Here is a 22,540-nt window from a genome sequence, read left to right on the forward strand (position 1 = left end):
TTCCCGCCCCAACTTCACCGCCCGAACTTCACCGCCCGAACTTCCCCGCCCGAACTTCCCCGCCCCAACTTCCCCGCCCCGGCATCCCATCCAAAGGGCGCCCCGGAACGAAGATCCTTCGTTGGTGACGACGAGTGAGGAGCAGCCATGCCCACAAGTGACCTCTACGACATCGAGCTGGCCATGAATGATGGCACCACGCGGTCCTTCGGCGACTACCGGGGCAGCATCGTCCTGGTGGTCAATGTGGCATCGAACTGCGGGTTTACTCCCCAGTACGAGGGACTGGAGCGGCTGTACCGGAGGTACGAGGCGGACGGCTTCGTCGTGCTCGGCGTTCCCTGCAACCAGTTCATGAACCAGGAGCCGGGAACCGACGAGGACATCCGGTCCTTCTGCTCAATGAATTTCGGCGTCACCTTCCCGCTCACCCGCAAGGCGGATGTGCGCGGAAAGAACCAGCACCCGCTGTACGCCCGGCTGACCGGGTACAAGGGTGCCGGCCTGTCGAAGTCGGTGCTGCCCGGACTGGTGAGGTGGAACTTCGAAAAGTTCCTCATCAACCGCGAAGGAATCATCATCGACCGCTTCGCCCCCACCGTGGAGCCTGACGCCCCCCAGATTGCCGCCGCGATCGAATCCTGCCTGAAGGCCGCCGCCTAGGCAGCGCCCTACTGGGCGAGGACGGCGACGCAGCCTGCGAGGAAGGCCGCTCCGGCCTCCTCGTTGACCAGGCCCTCCTCGATAAGGATGGGGTACGGCTTCTCCGGCACGCCGTCCGAGGGCCGGACGTCGACGTGGGCGACGTCGTAGCCCTTGGCAAAGAGATAGTCCGCCATCGCGTAGTCGGTCCGTGAGTCACCGACGGTCCGCCAGATCGTGGGAACCTCCCCAAAGGGAGCCAGCAGGGCCAGTGCCCGCTCCGCGCCGAGGTCCTTGCCCAGCCGGACCGATTCGATGTCGGTGGAGATGATGGTGGGATCAATGCGGTAACCCACCTCCCCGTTGCTGTCGGGCCGCTCCTGGCCGAGCCGGATTCCGCCCATGTCGTAGCTCGCCAGGATGTCGAGTGCATCGGCGTCGAACTCGGCCTGGCCTGCCAGGTAGTCGGCGCTGCTGACGTCGAGCGACTGCTCAACCGAGACCATCGCGCGCTTGGTCTCATCGAAGAACATCAGCGCCGAGTACTTCTCCTCCACAAGGTCCCGGACGTCGTCGCCGAAGCTGGAGGGCAGGGCAAGTTCCTCGTCCACGTGCACTTCACCTGCACCGTCGGCGTCGAAGCTGAACCAGGATGCGCCCTTTTCGCAGATCGCGTGGAACCGGACCCCGTCGGGAATACCTGAGGCCATCATGGGGTTCAATAACTGCTCCCGGATGAAAGCGTCGGAGCGGCCCGTGTTGAACACCACGGGCCAGCCGGCACCGGCCAGCCGGAGCAGGTAATCGATGATCGGCTGGGGAACAGTACGCGTGACGGGGCTGGCAATGGGGCCGTCAACGTCGAGGAGCAGGCCCATGCGGGCTTCGGAAAAGGGCATGTTCCATTATGGACCGACGCCGTCCCGGTGCCTGTTGACATTCGAAGCACGAGAGCACATACTCATGGAATCGATTCCATGGAATCGGTTCCACCGTAAGGAAATGCAATGAAGCAGATTACGATCAAGGACGTGGCGGACGCCGCGGGGGTTTCCAAAGCCACAGCATCGCGCGTCCTGTCGGGCCACCCGGCCACCTCGCAGGAGGCGCGCAAGGCTGTTGAGGCCGCGGCCGGACGGCTCGGCTTCCGTCCGAATGCGCAGGCCAGGTCCCTCCGGAAAACCCGCACGCAGACCATCGGCCTGCTCCTCCCGGACGTCCGCAATCCCTTCTTCGGCGACCTCGCCCATGCAGTGGAGCAGCGGGCCCGCAGCTTCGGATACATGACGCTGTTTGGTAACGCGAACGAGAATGTGGCGCAGCAGGACGAGTACATTGACGTCATGCTGTCCCAGCGGGTGGACGGAGTCATTGCGGCACCCCAGGGTGATGGCGGCAACCTCGACCAGCTGCTCCGCAGCGGGGTGCCGGTGGTCTTCGTTGACCGGGTCCTCGACACCATGGAGGTCCCATCCGTCAGTCCGGATAACTCGACGGGCATTCACGACGCCGTGAAGCACCTCACGGCCCGGGGACACCGCCGCATCGGCTACATCGCCGGTCCGCAGTCAACCTCCACGGGCCGCGAGCGCCTCCGCTCCTACAAGGAAGCCCTGGCCGCCACGGGGGCGGACACCGACGCCGAACTCATCTTCCTTGGCGACTTCCAGGCCGCCAGCGGAGCCGAAGGGGCGCGAACCCTCCTCGACCTTCCCAACCCGCCCACGGCCCTGCTCGCCGCGGACAGCCTGATGAGCATCGGGGCGGTAGGAGTCTGTAATGAACGCGGGATCGCCATCGGGCCCGACCTCGCCTTCGTCGCCCACGACGACATCGACGCATTCAACCTCATCAACCCGCCACTCACGGTGATCGCACACGATATCGACGCAATGGGGCGCCTGGCTGTCGACATGCTGATGAGCGTCATTGGGGGCGGATCACCCGCCTCCAACACCATCCCAGGCCGCCTGATCGTCCGCGGCTCCACCCCCGAATTTGAGAAAGAACGGCAATCATGAACGGCAGTCCCATCCTTACGCTGGACAACGTGTCGAAGGCGTTTGGCCCCGTCACAGTGATCGATGGCGTCAGTGTCAACGTCCTGCCCGGCAAGGTGCAGGTTCTCCTGGGCGAAAACGGCGCCGGCAAGTCGACCCTGATCAAGATGATGGCCGGCGTCCACCAGCCCGACGGCGGCAGGATCCTGATCGACGGCGAGGAGGTCCAGCTCCCCGATACGAAGGCCTCCGAAAAGCACGGCATCGCCACCATCCACCAGGAACTCAACCTGGTGGGCACGATGAGCATCGCCGAGAACATCTCCCTGGGGCGCCTGCCCCGCCGTTTCGGGCTCGTGGACAAGGCTCGGATGAAGGAGGACGCCCGCGCCGCCCTCGCCCTGATCGGACTGGACCTCGATGTCGACCGAATGGTGGGGGAGCTGGGGATCGCCCATCAGCAACTGGTCGAGATCGCGAAGGCCCTGAGCCTGAACGCCCGCATGCTGATCCTCGACGAGCCGACCGCGGCACTGACCAAGCGGGAGATCGCCTCGCTGTTCAAGGTCGTGGAGGACCTCAGGTCGCGCGGGGTGGGAATGGTCTTCATCAGCCATCACCTCGACGAGATCGCCGCCATCGGCGATTCGGTCTCGGTCCTGCGCGACGGCCGGTTCATCGCGGAGGTTCCCGCCACCACACACGAGGACGAACTGGTGCGCCTCATGGTCGGCCGCGACATCGATCAGCAGTTCCCGCGCCGCCGCGAGTACGCCGGGCCCGCAGAAACCCTCCTCGAGGTCAGCGGGCTCTCCACGAAGGGCATGGTCAACAATGTTTCCTTCTCGGTGCAGGCCGGTGAGGTCGTCGCGCTCGCCGGGCTGGTCGGTGCGGGCCGCACCGAGGTGATCCGCGCCATCGCCGGAATCGACCCGTACACCTCAGGAAGGATCTCGGTCCGGGGCAAGGCCCTGCCGCCGCTCAACGTCGGTGCGGCGATCCGGGCCGGTATCGGCCATGTCCCCGAGGACCGGAAGGTCCAGGGCCTTGTCCTCGGTGCGGACGTCAACGAGAACATCGGCTACGCGACCCTCGCGGCGACGGCGAGGGCCGGGATCGTCGATTTCGCCGGGCAGCGCAAGCGTGCCCAGGAGGTCGCCGACAAGCTCCGCATCCGAATGTCGAGCCTCGACCAGACCGTCGGCTCGCTCTCCGGCGGGAACCAGCAGAAGACGGTTTTCGCCCGGTGGATCGTCGCAGGCGCAACCGTCCTGCTGCTCGATGAACCGACCCGCGGCGTCGACGTCGGGGCGAAGGTCGAAATCTACGAACTGATCAACGCCATCACCGCGGCCGGCGGCGCCGTCGTGATGGTCTCAAGCGAACTGCCCGAAGTGCTCGGCATGGCCGACAGGATCGTCGTCATGAGCGGCGGCCACGTCTCCGGCCAACTGCCAGCCGAATCCGCAACGCAGGACTCAGTGATGTCGCTGGCCGTCCGCGATGTACAGCGAGAAATTGAAGACAAGCAGATGAAGGACGAATCATGAACAAGGTAGCTGAAGCTGTAGCTGTCCCCAAGGGGCGCGGACGGGGATCGTTCATGACGTTCCTCTCCGGCAATGGAGCACTCGTAGGGCTGGTGGTCCTCGGACTGGCGCTCTTCATCGCCACCCCCGACTTCCTCACCGGCCGGAACCTCCTGAACGTCGGCATTCAGGCCTCCGTGATCGCGGTGCTCGCCTTCGGGCTCACGTTCGTGATCGTTGCGGCCGGAATCGACCTGTCCGTGGGATCGGTTGCGGCACTCTCGGCGATGGGCTCGGCCTGGATCTTCTCCCAAGCCGACCTGCCAGGCTGGATCGCACTGATTGGAGGGCTCCTCATCGGCACCCTCAGCGGCGCGGTGAGCGGGCTGGCGGTCAGCTACGGACGACTTCCATCGTTCATTGCCACCCTCGCAATGCTGAGTGTGGCCCGCGGCCTCACCCTCGTCCTCTCCGGCGGCCGGCCCATCCCGACCGCTCCCGAGGTTTCCTTCCTCGGCAGCATGCTCGGCCCGGTACCCATGCCCATCGTGGTGCTGATCATCGCCGGTACCGTCGCAGCCCTGATCCTCAACTTCACGGTCATGGGCCGCTACATGTACGCGGTGGGCGGCAACACCGAGGCCGCCCGGCTGTCCGGCATCCCCGTGCGCCGGGTCCTCATCACCGTCTTCGCGCTCTCCGGGTTCTTCGCGGCGCTCGCGGGCCTGCTGCTGTCCGGCCGGCTCGATTCGGCCCAGCCGCAGGCAGCGGTCGGATATGAGCTCGACGCCATTGCCGCCGTCGTCATCGGCGGGGCCTCCCTCGCCGGCGGTGTCGGGCGCATCAGCGGCACCCTGATCGGTGCGCTCGTGCTGGTCGTCATCCGCAACGGGCTCAACCTGCTCAACGTCTCATCCTTCTGGCAGCAGGTGGTCATCGGCCTCGTGATCGCCCTGGCCGTCGGTGTGGACTCGCTCCGCCGCAAGACCGCGCAGCACTAACTCTTTCCTCTCCAACCACCCCCACAGATAAAAGGAAAAAACAATGAAGTTCACTCCCACCAAGATCGTGGCGCTTTCCGCCTCAGCCGCACTCCTGCTCGGCGTCGCCGCATGCAACCGCGGCGGAGACGACGCGGCGTCCGGCGGCGACAGCGTCACGCTGGCTGTCTCGACGCTGAACAACCCGTTCTTCGTCGAACTGCGCGATGGTGCCCAGGCCGCGGCCGATGACGCCGGAATCGACCTCGAGGTCATCGACGCGCAGAACGATTCCGCGACGCAGACCAACCAGCTCGCCACCGCCGCCAGCGGCACCGACGGCGTCATCATCAACCCGGTCGACTCGGACGCTGCGGCGGCCTCGGTGGCCCCGCTGATCGAGAACGCCACCCCCATCGTGGCCGTCGACCGCACCGTGAACGGGGCCGAAATCCAGTCCCTGGTCTCGAGTGACAATGTGGCCGGCGGGAAGCAGGCCGCCGAAGAACTGGCCCGGGCCATGGACGAGAAGGGCAAGGTGATCGTGCTCCAGGGCGTGGCGGGCACCTCCGCCAGCCGCGACCGCGGGGAAGGGTTCGCCGAAGGCCTCAAGGCCTACCCGGATATTGAGGTGGTGGCGCAGCAGACCGCCAACTTCGACCGGGCGGAAGCGCTGAACGTGGCAACGAACCTGCTGCAGTCCAACCCGGACGTCACCGGAATCTTCGCCGAGAACGATGAGATGGCGCTGGGCGCCATCCAGGCGCTCGGTGACCGGGCCGGCAGCGAGGTCAGCGTCGTCGGCTTCGACGGCACGGAGGAAGGCCTCGCCGCGATCGAGGCAGGCACCCTGACGGCCACGGTCGCGCAGCAGCCCGCCGAGCTCGGCAAACGCTCGGTCGAGATCCTCGTCCAGCTCCTCAATGACGAAGAGGTCGAGTCAACGGTCCCCGTGCCCGTGACCACCGTCAACGAGGAAAACGTAGGAGAGTTCACGGAATGAGCACCAATCCACCGGGCGTCGTCGTCGTGGGGTCGATCAACGCCGACCTCGTCGTGACGCTGGAGCGACATCCGCAACCGGGTGAAACAGTGCTGGGCCGGTCAATGACCGTCCTGCCCGGTGGCAAGGGTGCCAATCAGGCCGTAGCGGCCGCACGGCTGGGGGCGCCGGTCACTCTGATCGGCGCCGTGGGCCCGGACGCCTATGCGGACGCCGCCCTGGCCGGGCTGCGTTCCGCCGGGGTCCGGCTCGCTCTCCACCCTGCGGACGCCGGCACCGGCGTGGCCCTCGTCCAGGTCTCGGTGAGCGGCGAAAACTCAATCGTGGTGATCCCCGGCGCCAACGCCGAGGTGACCCGCGAGGTGGTGCGTTCCCAGGCGTCCCTGATCTCGAAGGCCTCGGTCCTCGTGCTCCAGGGGGAAATCCCCGCCGAGTCGATTGCCGAAGCCGTACAGCACGCCCAGGGCCGCGTGATGATCAACCTTGCACCGGTGATCGACGTCGAACGCTCCGTACTGCTGGCCGCCGACCCGTTGGTGGTCAACGAGCACGAGGGCATCCTGGTGCTCGAGCAGCTGGGCGTCCGGGACCTCCCCACGGCGTCCGACCACCGCAGGATCATCGAGGCACTGTCGGCGGCCGGCTTCGCCTCCGTGGTCCTCACCCTCGGTGCCGAAGGAGCCATGGTGGCCTCCAACGGCACCGTGGAGAGCTTCCCGGCGCCGAAGGTCTCGGCGGTCGACACCACCGGGGCCGGTGACGCCTTCGTTGGGGCGCTCGCCGCCCGCCTCGCCGCGGGCGACAGCCTGGCTTCCGGCGTCGGGTTCGCCGTGCGCGTCGGCGCGTTCGCGGTCCGGTCCGAGGGCGCCCAGCCGTCCTACCCGGCCCTGGCCGACGTGCTCCCCGGCGACGGGATCAGCAAGAGCGAAGGAGCCACCGCATGAAGCGCGGCGGCATCCTGAACCCCGCCCTCAGCTCGGCCATCGCGGGCCTCGGCCACGGCCACCTCGTCGTCATCGCCGACAGCGGCCTGCCCATCCCCGCAACGGTCCCGACCGTCGACCTCACCCTGGTCCGGGGGATTCCCCGGTTCACGGAGGTGCTGCGGGCGGTGCTGGCAGAGATCATCGTCGAGGGCAGCATCATCGCCACCGAAGCGCAGGACGGCGTGGCCGGCGAGTGGGTGCGTGCGGAGGGGCTCACTCCCCGAACCATTCCGCACGAGGACCTGAAGGCCCTGCTGCCCACGGCGCGGCTGGTCGTCCGCACCGGGGAGGCCACCCCGTACGCCAACGTCATCCTTTCTTCCGGAGTGGATTTCTAGGCTGGCATCCGTGGCCAAAGGTAACCCTTTGGCCACGGATCGGCGGCCGCGGAGGCTTATATTCCATTGCGCGCCTGTTTTCCATAGGCTGTATCAGTGATCTTTAAAGCTGTGAGCGATGGCCGACCCTACCCTGACCACGGACATGTGTCCCCAAGGGACTGGGCAGAGGTCCCTCCCCGGCAGGTCCGGCTCGATGAGCTGGTGACGACGAAAACCACACTTGACCTTGAGGCCCTGCTGGCCGAGGATTCAACGTTTTTCGGGGATCTCTTCCCCCATGTCGTCCAGTGGCAGGACACCCTGTACCTCGAGGACGGGCTGCACCGGGCCGTCCGCACCGCCCTTCACCAGCGCACCATCCTCCACGCGCGCGTGCTTGTGATCGATGGCTGAGGACCCTTCGGGCCGCCGGGCCCGCGCCCTCGCCCGCAGGGACCCAACGGAGTGGCACGGACAGCGGATCGTCACCGAGACCGACCTCGGAGCCGTGTTCGCCGCCGACGAGCGGGACCGGCGCGCCCTCACCTCAAAACGGATCCGCCACGGCGTCGTTTTGCTGCTCCTGGTGGGGCTGCTTGGCGCCGCGGCCTTCACCGCGGTCGGCATCAACCGCGGGGACATCCGCATCGCCGCACTCGAACCCACGCCCCGGCCCACCGAAACCTGCCCGGCGGGCCCGTTCGACTACCAGGACCCCAGCTCGGTGACCGTCAACGTGTACAACAGCACCGACATCGAGGGCCTGGCCGGCAAGGCGGCGGGCCAACTGCGGGAGCGCGCCTTCGTGGTCGCCGAGGTCGGCAACCGGAGCGTCGACCCCACCGGGATGACGGCCATCATCGTCTCCGGCCCGGACGGGAAGGCCAATGCCTTCACCCTCCAGCGCACCATCCCGAAATCTGTCTATGTCGTGGACAAGCGCAAGGGGCGCACCATCGACATCGTCCTCGGCTCGGGCTTTTCCGCGATCGCCCCCGCGGAGAGCGTGGACAAGGCCCCCGGGGGTCTCGTCTGCTTCGCGCCGGAGACGCCCGCGCCAGCAAAGTAACGGCCGGCAGAAACCGGAGTGGCGGCGCCTCGAATCAGCGTGCCGGGGACGAGGCGTAGTAGCGCCCGAGGATCTCGGCCTTGAGCTCGTAGAAGGTCCCGTCGGCGATGGCGGCCCGCGCGTCGTCGACCATCCGCACCACGAAGCGCTCGTTGTGGATCGAGATCAGGGTGGCCGACACCATTTCCTTCGCCTTGAACAGGTGGTGGATGTAGGCGCGGGTGTAGTTCGTGCACGTGTAGCAGTCGCACCCCTCGACGAGCGGGGTGAAGTCGCGCCGGAAGCGCGCATTGGAGAGGTTCCAGCGGCCGTCGGGGGTGTAGAACGCCGAATTCCGCGCAACCCGGGTGGGGGAGACGCAGTCGAAGGTGTCGGCGCCGTTCTCGATGCCGGTGAACAGGTCGTCCGGCTCCGAGATGCCCAGCAGGTGCCGCGGCTTGTCCTCCGGCAGTTCCTCGCTGCACCAGCCGAGGATCGTGCCAAGGTTCTCCTTCTCCAGGGCCCCGCCGATCCCGAAGCCGTCGAAGTTCATTGAGCCGAGGTCCTGGGAGGCCTTCCGGCGCAGGTCCTCGTATTGGGCGCCCTGGATCACCCCGAAGAGGGCCTGGTACGGCCGGTGGCTGCGCTCCTTGGAGAGCCGCTCGTGTTCGACGATGCACCGCTCCGCCCACAGCCGGGTGCGCTCCAGCGATTCCTCCTGGTAGCCGCGCGAGTTCATCAGCGTGGTGAGCTCATCGAAGGCGAACATGACGTCGGCACCGAGCTGGTGCTGGACCTGCATCGAGATTTCCGGGCTGAAGCGGTGCCGGTCGCCGTTGAGGTGGGACTTGAACCAGACGCCGTCATCGTCGATGTGCGCCAGGCGTTCCTTGCCCGCCGCCACCCGGTCATCGGCGCCGGCCGCCTCGGACCCGGAGGGGACGTCCATATTGATGACCTTCTTGAATCCCGACCCCAGGCTCATCACCTGGAAGCCGCCCGAGTCGGTGAAGGTGGGCCCCGGCCAGTTCATGAAGGCGCCCAGACCGCCGGCCTCGTCGAGGATGTCGGGGCCCGGCTGCAGGTACAGGTGGTAGGCGTTGGCGAGCAGGGCCTGGGCGCCGAGGTCCTTCATCGACTCGGGCAGGACGGACTTGACGGTCGCCTTGGTGCCGACGGGGATGAACGCCGGGGTGGCGATCTGCCCGTGCGGCGTCGAAATCACCCCGGTGCGGCCGTACCGCCGTCCCTGCCCGTCGGGGCGGCCGGTGGTTTCCTCCAACCGGGCGCCGACGGTGAACGAGAAGGACGACTGCTGGGACTGTGGATGCACCTGTCCATTTTGCCAGCTACCGCGGGCCCTCCCGTCCGCGGTGCGGCTCAGGAGGCGCTGGCGAGGCCCGCGACGGCGCTGAGCTCGTTGGCGATGCGCCGGTCGAGCACCTCGCGGCTGAGGGTCTCGGAGCCGCCGTGCGCCCGCAGGTAGAGCAGGACGCCGAGGCGCAGCACCCGCCAGTCCTTCTCGGCCGCCCGGTTGCCGGCGGCGGTGGCCCGCAGGATCTCCGGGTCGTACAGGTTGGGATTGTTCAGCTGGCGCTGCCGCACCGCCGCGTTGACCTTGGTGCGCAGCGGGTCGGTCTCGGACTCATCGGCCGCCCGCAGCGCCACGGAGTAGGCCGCGGACCGTGCCTCGTCGTCCCGGGTCAGGTAGGCGGCCATGGCCAGCGCGCTTTCGATCCACTTCCAGCGGCCGAAGTTGCCGTCGAACCCGAGGTCCGTGAGCAGGTCCGCGGTCTTCAGGGCGCTGCCGGTGTCGCCGCGGTCGACAAAGAGGGTCAACGCGAGGTCGTGAAGGTCCTGCAGGTTGGAGCCCGACTTGAAGTTGATGCCGCGCGCCAGCCGCTCGGCCAGCTCGCCGATCCGGTCGCTGCCAGGGTGGAGCGTGGCGACCTGGGCCACCAGCTCCTCGGGTGAGCCGTCGTCGGCGGCCACCGCGGGAACCAGCGGAGCGCCTCCTACGGTCTCCACCGACACCACCGATCCGCTGGCGATGCGCAGCGTCCGTCCACCGGCCAGGGTGGCGACGACGACGGCGGGAACGCCGAAGTCATCGGACTCGATGTCGACGCTGCCCACCTCGACGTAGCCGGAGCCGTCCGGAAGCGCGATGCGCTGGCCGGCGGCGAGGGCCTCGGCCGCGACGGGCCGTGCCTGGAGAGTGTTTTTTTCCACGTTTTTCGTACCTCGCTCAGCTGCCCCCGCGTGTGGCATCAGGGCGTTCCGCTGACCTGTGCCTAGATAAAGATACGGGAACGGCGTCCCGAAGCCCGACTAGCGGCCCCAGCCGGCATGGGCCAGGGCCTGGCGGAGCAGGTCCGCGCGGCCGCCCGACAGCTCCGCCTGGATGGAGGGGCTAAGGGCTTCCGAGGGCGTCAGCCAGGACAGTTCGAGGGCGTCCTGGCGCGGACTGCATTCCCCGGTGACGGGGATCAGGTAGGCCAGCGCGACGGCGTGCTGGCGGTCGTCAGTCAGGCCGGTCTCGGAGGGGGAGGGGAAGTATTCGGCGATGGTGAATGGCAGCACCGACGGCGGCAGCTGCGGCAGGGCGAGGGGACCGAGGTCCTTCTCGAGGTGGCGCAGGAGGGCGGCCCGGATGGTCTCCCGGTACATCACCCGCCCGGAGACGAAGGTGCGGACCATCTCGCCCTCGGCGTTGGCCTGCAGGAGCAGCCCGACCTCGTTGACGTAGCCCAGGGCATCGCACCGGACCGGGATCGCCTCCACATAGACCATCGGGAGCCGGCGGCGGGCCTCGTAAAGATCCTCTTCGGAGAGCCAGCCTGGATTGGGGTCGGGGGTGCGCACATTCATAACCAAGTTTTATAGCAGGAACGGCCCCGGAAGACAGCGGCGCGCTCTCCTTCGGCCATTGGCTGAAAGCCCGCGATGTGCCGGCTCCAGTTCAGGGAGGGGCAGAACAGGTCCTTCCCGCAGTCGTTTTCGGCGCTGGCGTGCGGCACCGGGCGGGCATACAGTGGCGCCATGGCCGACGATCTGCCCGAACTTCTCCTCCCCGGCGTCCGGGAGTGGACGCAGTGGCTCGAGGCGGAGCACGCGGCTTCCCGTGGGGTGTGGCTGATCCTGACGAAGAAGGGCGGCACGCTCACCACCCTGACCTACGCGGAGGCGCTCGACGAGGTGCTCTGCTTCGGCTGGATCGACGGACAGCGGCGCGGCAGGGACGCGGAAAGCTACTTCCAGCGGTTCACGCCGCGCACGCCGAAGAGCATCTGGTCCATCCGCAACTGCACCTACATCGAGCGGCTCACCGCCGAGGGGAGGATGCGGCCGGCCGGCCTCGCCGCCGTCGAGGCGGCACGGGCCGATGGACGGTGGGACCGCGCGTACGCCGGCCCCGCTACGGCGGTGGTGCCCGACGACCTCGCCGCCGCGGTGGCCGCCAGTCCCCGGGCGCAGGAGGCCTTCGACGGGCTGTCCTCCCAGAACCGGTATGCCCTGATCTTTCGGCTGGGGCAGGTACATACCCCGGCGGGGCGGCAGCGGGCGGTCGAACGGTTCGTGGGAATGCTCGAGCGCGGGGAAACGCCGTACCCGCAGAAGCGGTAGGGCTCCGGCGTCGCCGCGCCGAGCCTACGCGGGGAAGGCGACACCCTCGCCGACCACGCGGAGGCGCAGTTCGGTGCCCACCCGGGCCATTGCGGCGTTCCAGTGCCGGATGGTGACCGTCTGGCCTTCAATGCCCTCAAGGCCGTTCCCGTTACTCCCTGCGCTGCCGTTGAGGCGGATCTTCACCGTCACCTCGGGGCCGAAGAAGTCGGTCTCCACGACGGTGCCGCGGATATTGCCGTCCTCGGCGATCCGGATCTGCTCAGGCCGCAGCATGAGCTGCACCCTGCCCTGGCAGGTGGGCCGGCGCACCGGGATACCGCCCAGGGCGCACATGGCCAGCGAGCCCTGGAGGTGGGCCTCGAGGATGACGGCGTCGCCGAGGAACTCCGCCGTCGCCCGGTCGGCCGGACGGGTGTAGACGACGAAGGGGTTTCCCACCTGCGCCAGGACACCTCCGCGCATCACGGCGACCTGGTCGGCGAAGGAGAGCGCCTCGGACTGGTCATGGGTGACGAGGATGGTCGTCACACCGGTTTCGGCGAGGGTCTTCGCCACGGTCTTGCGGGTGGCCACCCGCAGGCCCGCGTCGAGGGCGGAGAACGGCTCGTCGAGGAGCATCAGGGAGGGTCCGCGGGCCAGGGCCCGGGCCAGCGCCACCCGCTGCTGCTGGCCGCCCGAGAGCTGGTCCGGCCGGCGGTCCGCGTATCCGGCCTCGAGCGAGACCATGCCGAGCAGCTCCGCGACGCGCGCGCGGGCCGCCCGGCGTCCGAAGGCGCGGCGGTCAAGCCCGAAGGCGACGTTCTCGCCGACCGAGAGGTGGGGGAACAGGGCGCCGTCCTGCGCCACGTAGCCGATATTGCGTTTGTGGGCCGGCACCGGATGCCCGGGTCCGCCCGCGACGACGCCGCCGTCGAACTCCACGACGCCCGAGTCGGGGGAGTCGAAGCCGGCGATGATGCGCAGCAGCGTCGTCTTGCCCGAGCCGGAGGGACCCACGATGGCCGTGGTGATGCCCTTCTGCACGGACAGGGTCAGCCCGCGCAGCACCTGGGTGCTGCCGAAGGACTTGGTGATGTCCAGCAGTTCAAGGTGGTTCACGGCCGGGAGCAGGGGCGAGGTGGTCATGCCGCGTCCTCCCCGCTCACTGGCCGACCGCCTTCTGGGACTGCCGGTACAGCAGGTAGGTCATGGGCAGGGACAACAGGATCAGCAGCAGGGCGTACGGGGCGGCCCCGGCGTAGTCGATCTCGGAGCTAAGCGCCCAGAACCGGGTGGCGAGGGTCGTGACGCCCGACGGCGCCAGCACCAGGGTGGCGGTCAGCTCGGTGGAGACGGCGAGGAAGACCAGCGCGGCGCCCGCGGCGGCCGCAGGGGCGGTCAGGCGCAGGGTCACCCGAACGAAGGCGTCCAGCGGGCGCTTGCCCAGCGCCTGGGCCGCCTCCTCGAGCTCCTTGGGTGCCTGTGCGAAGCCGGCGCGCAGGTTGACCAGGGCCCGGGGCAGGAACAGCAGCGCATAGGCCGCGATCACCACAGGGGTCTCCTGGTAGAGCGGGTAGGCGAAGTTGATGGTGACCGTCACGAACGCCAGTGCCACGACGATCCCCGGCATCGAGCTGGTGATGTAGTTGCTGCTTTCGAGGAACCGGGCGAACCGGCCGCCGTAGCGCACGGCAAGCCAGGCGATGGGGAACGCGGCGAGAACGGTGACAGCGGCACCGGTGACGCCGTACCCGAGGGTCTGAAACAGGGCGGTGGCGAGCTCGTCGACCTCCCAGACCGCCGGGCCGCCGGCGATGAGCCAGCGGACCACATTGACCAGCGGCACGCCCAGGGCCAGCACGATGAGCGCCAGCACGAACAGGACCCCCGCGGGCTTCCACCGGGCCAGCGGCCGGGCGGCGGGGGCCGCGGCGACCCCGGGCCCGATCCGGGCGTAGCGGGCGTTGCCGCGGGCCGCGGACTCGGCCAGCAGCAGGAGCAGGCAGATCACCACCAGGACGCTGGCGAGCATGTTCGCGGCGGCGCTGTTGAAGGTCGACTGGAACTGCTGGAGGATCGCCGTAGTGAAGGTGTCGAAGCGGATCATGGAGTAGGCGCCGTATTCGGCCAGCAGATGCAGGCCCACCAGGAGGGCGCCCCCGCCGACGGCGAGCCGGAGCTGGGGAAGGACAACCCGGAAGAAGACCCGCCAGGGGCCCATTCCGAGGGAGGCCGCCGACTGCTCAAGGCCGGAGTCGAGCCGCCGCAGCATTGCAGCCGCCGGGATGTACACCAGCGGGTAGTAGCTCAGCACGGAGATCAGGACGCCGCCGGGAATGCCCGAGAGCGACGGGACGGTCCCGGCCCAGGCGTAGCTGTTGACGAACGCCGGTACGGCGAGGGGGGCGGCGAGCAGCAGTGAGGCGATCCGCGCCCCCGGGAGGTCAGTGCGCTCGACGAGCCAGGCCGCGGCCACCCCGAGGACGATGCAGGCCGGAACCGTCAGGACGACCAGGGCGATGGTGTTGAACAGCAGCTCACCCACCCGCGGCCGCACGATCAGCTCGACGGCGGCCTCCCAACCCGTGGTGGCGGTGACCGTGACCACGAAGCCGAGCGGGATCAGCGTCCCGAGGGTGACGAGTACGGCCGTCGCGGAAACGCCGAAAGGCGGGCGGGAGCCGGTGCTCCTGCCCGCCGTTTCGCGGATCCGCTGGGATGTGGCCATGGCGGCCCGGTTGCGCCTTTCCGCCCCTTAGAGGAGCCCGGCGTCGGTCATCAGTTCAACGACCTTCTCGCTGTTGAGCTTGGCGGGATCCACCGTGGGCGCCTCGAGTTCGGCGAGCGGGACGAGGCCCTCGCGGGGGGTAACCTCGGCGCTGACCGGGTATTCGTAGTCGCTGCCGGTGCTCAGGGTCTCCTGGCCTTCCTTGCTGGTGATGAACTCAAGGAACTGGTTGGCGGCGTCCTGGTTGTCCGAGGACTTCAGCACCCCTGCCCCGGAGATCGAGACGAACGCTCCGGCGTCGGAGCCCTTGAAGTAGTAAGGCTCGAGGTCGCTTGAGTTCTCACCGGTGTCCGCCTGGTCGGCGGCGTAGTAGTAGTGGTAGATCACGGCGGCATCGACTTCGCCGGCGTTCACTGCCTTCATGGCGGCGCCGTTCTTGGGGTAGATCTTGGCGCCGTCCTTCATGGCGGCGAGCCACTCGGCGGTGGCCTCCTCGCCCTCAAGCTCGAGCATCGCCGAGACGATCGCCTGGAAGTCGGCGCCCCCGGCAGCGGCGCCCCAGCGTCCGGCCCACGTCGGGTCGGCCAGGTCCATCAGCGACTTCGGCAGCTCGGCCTCGGAGATCTTGTCCGGGTTGTAGACGAACAGGGTGGAACGGGCGGCGACGCCGGTCCACTTTCCGGTGGTGGGACGGTACTCCTCGGGGATGTTTTCCTGGACGGCCGCGGGGATGTCCGCGAACAGTCCGGCGTTCTCGACCTGGGTCATGGCCGGGGAGTTTTCCGTGATGAACACGTCGGCGGGGGACTTCTCGCCCTCCTGCAGGATCTGGTTGCTCATTTCGGTGTCGCTGCCCTGGCGGATCGTCACCTCGATCCCGGTTTCCTTGGTGAATTCATCGACCCAGGCCTGGGTCATCGACTCGTGCTGCGCGTTGTACACGGTCAGCTCGGCGGCCGAATCCGATCCCTCTCCGGCGGCGGGTTCGGAGGCCGCTCCCGAGCCGCAGGCGGTCAGGGCAAGAAGCAGGGCGGCCGTGAGCGCGGCGGGCTGAACCTGCTTGGAACTGAAGATCATTGGAGCCTTTCAACAAAACGGCGGGCGGCAGCGGCTGGGCTGGACCGGAAGGACGAACGTGTGAACCCTCACACATAGGTAAGCATGTCCTAACTTATTCCTATTTCACCACTTAGGTGTCGGAAATCACACCTTTTTCGTCACGTTCGTGTGACGTAATTATTTCCGGCTTCTCGCCCTCAGGAAAGCCGCGGAAAGACACCGCGGGCCGCCTCGTGCCGGTCGATCCGCGCCTCGGCCTCGAAGACCAAAAGGGCCTGGAGCTGGGTCGAGAGGTCAACCGGCGGGGCGGCGGCCGTCCCGGGAGCCGATGGAAAGATGTGAGCGCCTCCATGGCCCCGGCGGCCCTCCCACAGGGCGGCCGCCGTCGCCCCGACCAGGCTCCGGGCCGTCCCGGCAGCCTCCGCGGCCAGCCCCGGTGCGAGCGCCGCCTCCGCAAGGTAGCGGGCGAGGATGCCGGTGAACAGGCCGCCGTCGCCGGAGCCGTGCGTGCGCAGGGAGCCCTCTGGGGTAGTGAGCCGGGCCTGCACCGCGGCGATGAGGGATTCCGCCTGCCTCAGGTTATGCCCGCCCCCGAGGGAGGCCAGCGCGCCCAGAACGGGCCCCTGGTTGTAGGTGTAGACCGCGCGCCTCAGTTTTTCGCCGTCGGCGGTGCGCTGGACGCCGTCGAGGTAGAGCCCCGACTCCGCGTCCCACAGCCGCCCGCGCAGCCAGGCCAGAAGTCCGGCAGCCTGCTCCCGATCCCCGGCACGGGCGAAATACAGGGCGGCCGGGGCTGTCGCCGGGGTGTTCTTAAAGTTGCGCCGCGTGTTCCAGTAGACCCCTCCACCGAGTTCCGGCGTGGCGGCCGAGCGCAGCGCCGCCTCGAGGGCGGCTCGGGCCCGCCGGTGGCGGGGGCGCCGGCCGGCGTCGATGAGGCAGCCGTCGAGCCGCTGGAGGGCAAGCGCCAGCCAGGCCATGTCGTCGAAGTAGGAGTTGGTCCACCGCACCCCGTTGCGCAGCCGGATGCCCCGGGCCAGCCGCACCGCACGCCGCAGGGCGGCGTCCGCACCTGCCGGATCCCGGGTGCGCAGGCGCAGGTGCCCGTCGAGGAGGGCATCGAGATAGTGTGCCTGCCACCAGTAGTGCCAGGCGGGGCCCCGCCCGCGGGGGCGGGGGAAGGCAATCCGGCCCAGACGGGTGCCGGGCAGGCCGAGCGCGCGGGCAGCGAAGAGGGTCTCGACGCTTCCGGCGGCAGCCTGCGCCCGGAACGCAGGCGTGTCCGGCCCTGCGGAATCCGGCGGGGTGAGCATAAGACCACCCTAGCCAACCGGCGCCGCTGCCGGATTGAGCATTCTGCCCAGTACCGCCCGCTTCGGATGCGGTGTGGGCGGCATCACAGTACGCTGAATCAGCAGCATGCACATTTCTCAAGGGGGCTCTTTCATGGATGTAGCGGGTTCGGCGGCACTGGTCACCGGCGGCGCCTCCGGGCTGGGCCTGGCCACGGCCCAGCGGCTGATCGACGAGGGCGGCTTTGTCGTCCTCCTTGACCTTCCCTCGTCCGCCGGGGCCGAGGCCGCCGGCCGGCTCGGCCCGCGCGCGCAGTTCGTCCCGGCCGACGTCGCCGACGCAGCGCAGGTCGGTGCCGCGGTTGCCGCCGCGGGGGAGCGGGCGCCCCTGCGGGTCCTGGTGAACTGTGCAGGCATCGCCACCCCCGGGAAGGTCCTCGGCCGGGAGGGGGTGCTGCCGCTCGAGCAGTTCGAGCGGGTGATCTCCGTGAACCTGACCGGTACCTTCAATGTTCTCCGGCTGGCGGCCGAGGCGATGGCCGCCGTCGACCCCGTGAAAGGCGCCGGCGGTTCCCCGGAGCGCGGAGTGATCATCAATACGGCCTCCGTCGCGGCGTTCGACGGCCAGATCGGCCAGCCCGCCTACGCGGCGTCCAAGGGCGGGGTCGCGGCCATGACGCTTCCCCTGGCGCGGGAGCTCGCCCGGCACCTGATCCGGGTGGTCACCATCGCCCCGGGCATCTTCGAGACGCCCATGATGGCGGGCCTGCCGCAGGAAGCCCAGGACTCCCTCGGCAGCCAGGTGCCCCACCCCTCCCGGCTGGGCAAACCCTCCGAGTACGCCGCGCTGGTGTCCTCGATCCTCGCGAACCAGATGCTGAACGGCGAGACTATCCGGCTCGACGGCGCCATCCGCATGGGTCCGCGGTAACTCCTTCCCGGCCTTCGGCCGCCCAACCGAAAGGACTGCTCGATGGAGAGCCAGTTCGACACCAGTAACCTTCCGGACGCGGACTTCCTTGGCTTCGAATCGCTGCTAAGCGCCTCCGAGCGGGCGAAGCTTGACGACGTGCGCGACTTCCTCGCCAAGGAGGTGGCGCCGTCGGCCGGGGACTGGTGGAACCGGGCCGAGTTCCCGCACGGCATCCTGCCGAAGCTTGCGGCGCTCGAACTGAGCACGCCGGTGCAGCAGGGCTACAGCCACCTCTTCGGCGGCATGGTCATTGCGGAGATGACCCGTGCCGACACCTCCCTGGCGACCTTCTTCATGGTCCACCACGACCTCTTCGTCGAGGCGCTTCATCAGTTCGGGTCCCCGGACCAGAAGCAGCGGCTCCTCCAGGCCGCCATGGACCTGCGCATCACCGGGGCGTTCGCCCTGACCGAGCCGCAGCACGGATCCGACATCGCCGGCGGGATGGCCACCACGGCCACCCGCGACGGGAACACCTGGATCCTCAACGGAGCCAAACGGTGGATCGGCAACGGGACCTTCTGCGACTACATGCTGCTGTGGGCCCGCGACACCGAGACGTCGGCGGTGCGCGGCTTCATCCTCGACGCCACCCTGCCCGGGGTCACCCGGACCGTGATCGAAAACAAGATCGCGCTGCGCACCGTGCAGAACGCGGACATCCTCCTCGAGGACGTGCGGGTGGCCGAAGCCGACCGGTTCGAGGGGATCGACAGTTTCTCCGACACCCGGCGCCTGCTCCTCGGCTCGCGCATCCTGGTGGGCTGGCAGGCGGTGGGGCAGCAGCTGGCCGCGTACGACGTCGCCCGCCGGTACGCGCTTGAGCGCTACCAGTTCGGCCGCCCGCTGGGCAGTTTCCAGCTGATCCAGGACCAGCTGGTGACGATGCTCGGCAATACGACGGCGAGCCTGGCCCTCATGGCCCGGATCGCCCAGCTGCAGGACGGCGCCGGATCGGCGGGCATCCCGGAGGGCCCGGGCATGCCCCAGGCGGCCCTGGCGAAGTCCTACACGACGGCGCGCATGCGCGAGACGGTCGCCCTCGGGCGGAGCATCCTTGGCGGCAACGGGATCGTGACCGACTACGGGATGGCGAAGATCTTCGCCGACGCCGAGGCCATCTACACCTATGAGGGCTCCTACGAGATCAACACCCTCATCGTGGGGCGGGCCCTTACCGGGCTTTCGGCCATCGTCTGAGCCCGTAGAGGGGATTAGACTGCGGCCATGACTGAGAAGGAGCCCACACGTCCGGTGCGGCAGCTGCGGGTCGTGGTGCATTCGGAGGACTACGACGCGGCGCTGGCGTTCTACCGGGACGTGCTGGGCATGCCCGAGCAGGAGGCCTACGAGGGCGGCGACGGCGCCCGCGTGAGCATCCTCGACGCCGGCCGTGCCACCCTCGAACTTTCGAATCCCGCGCAGGTGCGCCTGATCGACAGCGTCGAGGCGGAGGGTCGGCCGAGCGCGCGGATCCGGATCGCTTTTGAGGTCGACGACACCGCCGGCACCACGCACCGGCTCGTCGAGGCCGGGGCCGAACTGATCGCCGAACCCCGCGAGACGCCGTGGCGTTCGCTGAACTCCAGGCTTGACGCCCCGGCAGGGCTCCAGCTCACCCTCTTCCAGGAACTCGACCCCAAGCAGGGGAACCCCTGACACCGGACGCCGTGCCGCCCGTAGTGCGGATCAGGAGCGCGGCACGCACCGAGCTTGAGGCCCTGCGCGGGATTGAGCGCGCCGCGGGGGAGCAGTTCCGGGCGCTTGGCATGGCGGAGATCGCCGAGGACGAGCCGCTGCCGGTTGAGGAACTGGCCGAGTTCCAGGCGGCCGGCCGGGCCTGGACCGCCGTCGGCGCCGACGGCTCCCCGGTGGGCTACCTGCTGGTGAAGCGTGTCGGCGCCAATGCCCACGTCGAGCAGGTCAGCGTGCACCCCTCCTTCGCCCGGCAGGGGATCGGACGGCGCCTCCTCGGGACCGCTGCGGACTGGGGCCGCGGGCAGGGCCTTGGAAACCTCACGCTGACCACCTTCCGCGAGGTCCCCTGGAACGCCCCGTACTACCGCCGGCTGGGCTTCCGGGAGGTGCCGGCCGACGCGCTGGAGCCCGGCCTGAAGCAGGTCGTGGCGCAGGAGGCCGCCGCCGGCCTGGCGCGGTGGCCGCGGGTGGTGCTCAGCCGTCCGCTGGCATAGGGCCCGGCCGCCCGGGTCAGGTCAGGGAGAGTTCAAGCACCGTTTCCCATCCGTCGTCCTCATCCCACTGCCGGCCCACCGCGCGGAAACCGAAGGAGTCGACGAGGCGCCGTGAGGGCAGGTTGTCCGGCCGGACCGAGGCGCGGACCGTGGAAACTCCGGGTTCGGCGTCGGCGATGCCGAGGAGGATCCCCAGGGCCGCCCGCGCGTGGCCGCGCCGCCGGTGCCCGGGATCCACCTCGTATCCAACCTCGACTCTCCCGTCGTCCGGCGGTCCGTGGAACCCCGCCCGCCCTACGGCGGTCCCTGCGGCATCGACGATGAGACGGGTGATCCAGTCCGCGTCGCCCGGGGACGCGAGAAGCTGACGGCTGCGCATCCTCCACACGGCGCGGCAGCCGCTGGAGACGAGATGCTCCGTTAACACCGCGGGACTTAGGAGCTGCGCGGCGGCGAGGTCGCCGTCGGCCAGGGCGTGGATGGCGGCCGGTGGCAGGCGAACGAGCCGGACGTCCCCCGCCCCTGCAGCAGAGGAACGCCAGGGATTCGCTGTCGGTGTCATCCGCCCACCCTCCCATACCGCCGGTTCGCCAGTCAGTCGTAATGGGCGAAGGCCGGCCACAGCCCGCGCCAGCCGGACGCCGGGGAGGAGCAGACGATGATTTCCTGGCCCTGTTCCTCGTTGTCGACGCCGACATGGTTGTCGAGCACCCCGGCCCTCCGGCAGTCCTCGAGGAGGGTACGCGCTCGAGAAGCCTGGCCCCCGACGACGATCACCGCGCCGCCGGTGTCCGCCGGCCTCTCATGGAACTGGAGTTCGTTGTGCCCGCTGTAGGCCGGAGGCAGCCCCAGCGCGGGTCCATACCGGGCCAGTGCCCCGGCCTCGCCGTAGTTGCTCGCGATCAGGACGGCCCCTTCGGCGTCCTTTCCTGGCAGGGAGCGGTACACGGCGGCGACCTGCTCCACGTATACCGGCCAGCCCACCGAGTCCGCGGCCACCTGGTTGATGTCCGGAACCGGGCTGGCCGCCAGGGCGGGCACCGGCAGCACCGGCAGGGAAATGACGGCCGCCACCGCCGCATTGAGGGCGAGGGCGCCCGCGGCAAGCGCCCGCCATCGAACCCGGGCGGCCAGAAAGGCAGCGGTGGGCACGCAACCGGCCGCGAACAGCACCGTCAGCAGGCCCGAGGGGTAGTAGATCTGCCCGCCCGCAAGAAAGGTCAGGGCCAGCAGGACGGGCAGGGCGGCAGCGGTGAACCGCACGGGACGCCACTGCGGCCGGCGCAGCAGGGCAACGGCGCCGGCGGCCCAGACCGCGGCGAGGGGAGGCCCGAGCGTCAGGAACAGGAAGGGCCACATCAGCACCCGGGTTTCGGCTGCGTTGTTCTCCGCGAGTGCCGCTCCCATCTCGAGCTGCGGCCAGCCGTGCGCCGCCTGGTAGAAGAGGTTCGGCGAGCCGATGGCGAGCGCCAGCACCGCCGCACCCCAGACCCAGCCCGAGCGGAACACCTTCCGCGGGCCGGCAAGGAGCAGGCCTGCCGCCAGGGACACCAGCAGCCCGGCGATCAGCAGCTTGTTGTACATGGCCAGCCCGACGACGACGCCCGCCGCCAGCCACCACGCGGGCTGCCCCCGCAGCACGGCACGCATCATCAGCAGGACGACGGCGGGCCAGAACACGAGGTCGAGGGTGGCGGTGAGCAGAACATGCCCGAACAGCAGCGGCGCCGTCGCGAAGGCGTAGGCCCACGCACACAGCCCCTGCGCGGCCCGGCCTCCGCCCAGTTCGCGGGTGATCAGCACGACCACGAGGACCGAGGCGACGGCGGCCAGCGTGGCCGGGATCCGGATGGCCCACACCTCATCGGCGACGAGGGAACTGAAAAGCCTCACCAGCAGCGGGGTGAGCGGGGGCTGGTCCACGTAGCCCCACGCCGGGGGCAGCATCCGAAAGTACAGCTCGTCGCGGTGGTAGCCGTACGCCGTGCTGGCAGCCGTGAGGAGGACGCCGAGTGCGGCCATCGCGGTGAACACCGGGAAGCGGGCGAGGGGCGGCAGTTCCGGTCCGCGCTCCGCTGCGCCGCCGGAACGCACCGGTCGGGTACGGGCCTGCGTGTTCACCCCGTCAGCCTAACCCTGCCGCCCGGCCTGGCACCGGCGGGTCGGGCTGGCAGCGCTCCTG

General features: G+C 69.1%; 24 protein-coding genes. 14 read left to right on the plus strand and 10 right to left on the minus strand.

Annotated features, from left to right (window positions below; genetic code table 11):
- Positions 1-147 precede the first annotated feature (147 nt).
- Positions 148-663: a glutathione peroxidase gene (locus QZX79_RS13610; RefSeq protein ID WP_294568930.1), complete on the plus strand. Its 516-nt coding sequence runs from the start codon at positions 148-150 to the stop codon at positions 661-663.
- Between the two features lie 8 nt (positions 664-671).
- Here the strand turns inward: QZX79_RS13610 and QZX79_RS13615 are convergent, their stop codons facing one another.
- Positions 672-1,541, minus strand: a complete 870-nt coding sequence (locus tag QZX79_RS13615; protein WP_294568934.1) for a hypothetical protein — start codon at positions 1,539-1,541, stop codon at positions 672-674.
- 108 nt (positions 1,542-1,649) lie between these two features.
- Between QZX79_RS13615 and QZX79_RS13620 the strand changes: the two genes are divergently transcribed.
- The 8 genes from QZX79_RS13620 (at position 1,650) to QZX79_RS13655 (ending at position 8,529) form a co-directional block, all read left to right on the plus strand.
- Positions 1,650-2,663 (plus strand): LacI family DNA-binding transcriptional regulator, encoded by a 1,014-nt coding sequence (locus QZX79_RS13620; protein ID WP_294568936.1) that lies wholly within the window; start codon positions 1,650-1,652, stop codon positions 2,661-2,663.
- Positions 2,660-4,192 carry a sugar ABC transporter ATP-binding protein gene (locus QZX79_RS13625; RefSeq protein WP_294568938.1) on the plus strand — a complete coding sequence of 511 codons (1,533 nt, stop codon included), beginning with the start codon at positions 2,660-2,662 and terminating at the stop codon, positions 4,190-4,192. Before QZX79_RS13620 ends, QZX79_RS13625 begins: the two co-directional genes overlap by 4 nt.
- Positions 4,189-5,172 carry an ABC transporter permease gene (locus QZX79_RS13630; RefSeq protein ID WP_366484991.1) on the plus strand — a complete coding sequence of 328 codons (984 nt, stop codon included), beginning with the start codon at positions 4,189-4,191 and terminating at the stop codon, positions 5,170-5,172. The genes QZX79_RS13625 and QZX79_RS13630 overlap by 4 nt, the downstream gene beginning before the upstream one ends.
- 43 nt (positions 5,173-5,215) lie before the next feature.
- Complete coding sequence (locus QZX79_RS13635; RefSeq protein WP_294568939.1) at positions 5,216-6,154, plus strand: substrate-binding domain-containing protein; 939 nt, start codon at positions 5,216-5,218, stop codon at positions 6,152-6,154.
- Positions 6,151-7,098 carry a ribokinase gene (locus tag QZX79_RS13640; RefSeq protein ID WP_294568941.1) on the plus strand — a complete coding sequence of 316 codons (948 nt, stop codon included), beginning with the start codon at positions 6,151-6,153 and terminating at the stop codon, positions 7,096-7,098. Before QZX79_RS13635 ends, QZX79_RS13640 begins: the two co-directional genes overlap by 4 nt.
- The gene (rbsD, locus tag QZX79_RS13645) at positions 7,095-7,478 is read left to right on the plus strand and encodes a D-ribose pyranase (RefSeq protein WP_294568943.1); all 384 of its coding nucleotides are present in this window, start codon (positions 7,095-7,097) and stop codon (positions 7,476-7,478) included. The genes QZX79_RS13640 and rbsD overlap by 4 nt, the downstream gene beginning before the upstream one ends.
- A 96-nt stretch (positions 7,479-7,574) precedes the next feature.
- Positions 7,575-7,874 carry a type II toxin-antitoxin system VapB family antitoxin gene (locus QZX79_RS13650; protein ID WP_120165727.1) on the plus strand — a complete coding sequence of 100 codons (300 nt, stop codon included), beginning with the start codon at positions 7,575-7,577 and terminating at the stop codon, positions 7,872-7,874.
- Positions 7,867-8,529, plus strand: a complete 663-nt coding sequence (locus QZX79_RS13655) for a LytR C-terminal domain-containing protein (RefSeq protein ID WP_294568946.1) — start codon at positions 7,867-7,869, stop codon at positions 8,527-8,529. Before QZX79_RS13650 ends, QZX79_RS13655 begins: the two co-directional genes overlap by 8 nt.
- A 34-nt stretch (positions 8,530-8,563) precedes the next feature.
- Here QZX79_RS13655 and tgt read toward each other — a convergent pair whose 3' ends face one another.
- From tgt to QZX79_RS13670, 3 genes are all read right to left on the minus strand, one after another.
- Positions 8,564-9,841 (minus strand): tRNA guanosine(34) transglycosylase Tgt, encoded by a 1,278-nt coding sequence (gene tgt / locus QZX79_RS13660; protein ID WP_294568948.1) that lies wholly within the window; start codon positions 9,839-9,841, stop codon positions 8,564-8,566.
- A 47-nt stretch (positions 9,842-9,888) separates the two neighbouring features.
- A complete protein-coding gene (locus QZX79_RS13665) occupies positions 9,889-10,740 on the minus strand; it encodes a DUF6707 family protein (protein WP_294568950.1) in 852 nt (283 codons plus the stop codon).
- A 99-nt stretch (positions 10,741-10,839) separates the two neighbouring features.
- Complete coding sequence (locus QZX79_RS13670; RefSeq protein WP_120165723.1) at positions 10,840-11,379, minus strand: NUDIX hydrolase family protein; 540 nt, start codon at positions 11,377-11,379, stop codon at positions 10,840-10,842.
- Between the two features lie 171 nt (positions 11,380-11,550).
- Here QZX79_RS13670 and QZX79_RS13675 point away from each other — a divergent pair, with 171 nt between their 5' ends.
- Entirely contained in the window at positions 11,551-12,135 is a 585-nt protein-coding gene (locus tag QZX79_RS13675; RefSeq protein ID WP_294568952.1) for a YdeI family protein, read from the plus strand.
- Between the two features lie 24 nt (positions 12,136-12,159).
- Here the strand turns inward: QZX79_RS13675 and QZX79_RS13680 are convergent, their stop codons facing one another.
- The 4 genes from QZX79_RS13680 to QZX79_RS13695 all read right to left on the minus strand — a co-directional run bounded on the left by QZX79_RS13680 (position 12,160) and on the right by QZX79_RS13695 (position 17,214).
- Positions 12,160-13,263: an ABC transporter ATP-binding protein gene (locus tag QZX79_RS13680; protein WP_294568954.1), complete on the minus strand. Its 1,104-nt coding sequence runs from the start codon at positions 13,261-13,263 to the stop codon at positions 12,160-12,162.
- 16 nt (positions 13,264-13,279) lie between these two features.
- Positions 13,280-14,845 carry an iron ABC transporter permease gene (locus tag QZX79_RS13685; RefSeq protein ID WP_294568955.1) on the minus strand — a complete coding sequence of 522 codons (1,566 nt, stop codon included), beginning with the start codon at positions 14,843-14,845 and terminating at the stop codon, positions 13,280-13,282.
- 27 nt (positions 14,846-14,872) lie between these two features.
- Positions 14,873-15,922 (minus strand): iron ABC transporter substrate-binding protein, encoded by a 1,050-nt coding sequence (locus QZX79_RS13690; protein ID WP_294568956.1) that lies wholly within the window; start codon positions 15,920-15,922, stop codon positions 14,873-14,875.
- 179 nt (positions 15,923-16,101) lie between these two features.
- Positions 16,102-17,214, minus strand: coding sequence for a glycoside hydrolase family 76 protein (locus QZX79_RS13695; protein ID WP_294568957.1), 1,113 nt, complete (start codon positions 17,212-17,214; stop codon positions 16,102-16,104).
- 133 nt (positions 17,215-17,347) lie between these two features.
- Here QZX79_RS13695 and QZX79_RS13700 point away from each other — a divergent pair, with 133 nt between their 5' ends.
- From QZX79_RS13700 to QZX79_RS13715, 4 genes are read left to right on the plus strand one after another with little or no spacing between them, the layout of a single operon-like run.
- On the plus strand, positions 17,348-18,124 hold the full coding sequence (locus tag QZX79_RS13700) for an SDR family NAD(P)-dependent oxidoreductase (protein WP_294568959.1): 777 nt from the start codon (positions 17,348-17,350) through the stop codon (positions 18,122-18,124).
- Between the two features lie 42 nt (positions 18,125-18,166).
- Positions 18,167-19,366, plus strand: a complete 1,200-nt coding sequence (locus QZX79_RS13705; protein WP_294568962.1) for an acyl-CoA dehydrogenase family protein — start codon at positions 18,167-18,169, stop codon at positions 19,364-19,366.
- 27 nt (positions 19,367-19,393) lie between these two features.
- Entirely contained in the window at positions 19,394-19,825 is a 432-nt protein-coding gene (locus QZX79_RS13710; protein WP_294568964.1) for a VOC family protein, read from the plus strand.
- Between the two features lie 11 nt (positions 19,826-19,836).
- Positions 19,837-20,358 (plus strand): GNAT family N-acetyltransferase, encoded by a 522-nt coding sequence (locus QZX79_RS13715; RefSeq protein ID WP_294568965.1) that lies wholly within the window; start codon positions 19,837-19,839, stop codon positions 20,356-20,358.
- A 16-nt stretch (positions 20,359-20,374) separates the two neighbouring features.
- On the opposite strand, the gene QZX79_RS13720 is transcribed toward QZX79_RS13715, so the two are convergent.
- On the minus strand, positions 20,375-20,920 hold the full coding sequence (locus QZX79_RS13720; RefSeq protein ID WP_294568967.1) for a GNAT family N-acetyltransferase: 546 nt from the start codon (positions 20,918-20,920) through the stop codon (positions 20,375-20,377).
- 32 nt (positions 20,921-20,952) lie between these two features.
- A complete protein-coding gene (locus tag QZX79_RS13725; RefSeq protein WP_294568969.1) occupies positions 20,953-22,479 on the minus strand; it encodes a glycosyltransferase family 39 protein in 1,527 nt (508 codons plus the stop codon).
- Between the last annotated feature and the right edge of the window lie 61 nt (positions 22,480-22,540).

This window comes from uncultured Arthrobacter sp., from assembly GCF_902805515.1.
Classification (GTDB): domain Bacteria; phylum Actinomycetota; class Actinomycetes; order Actinomycetales; family Micrococcaceae; genus Arthrobacter_D.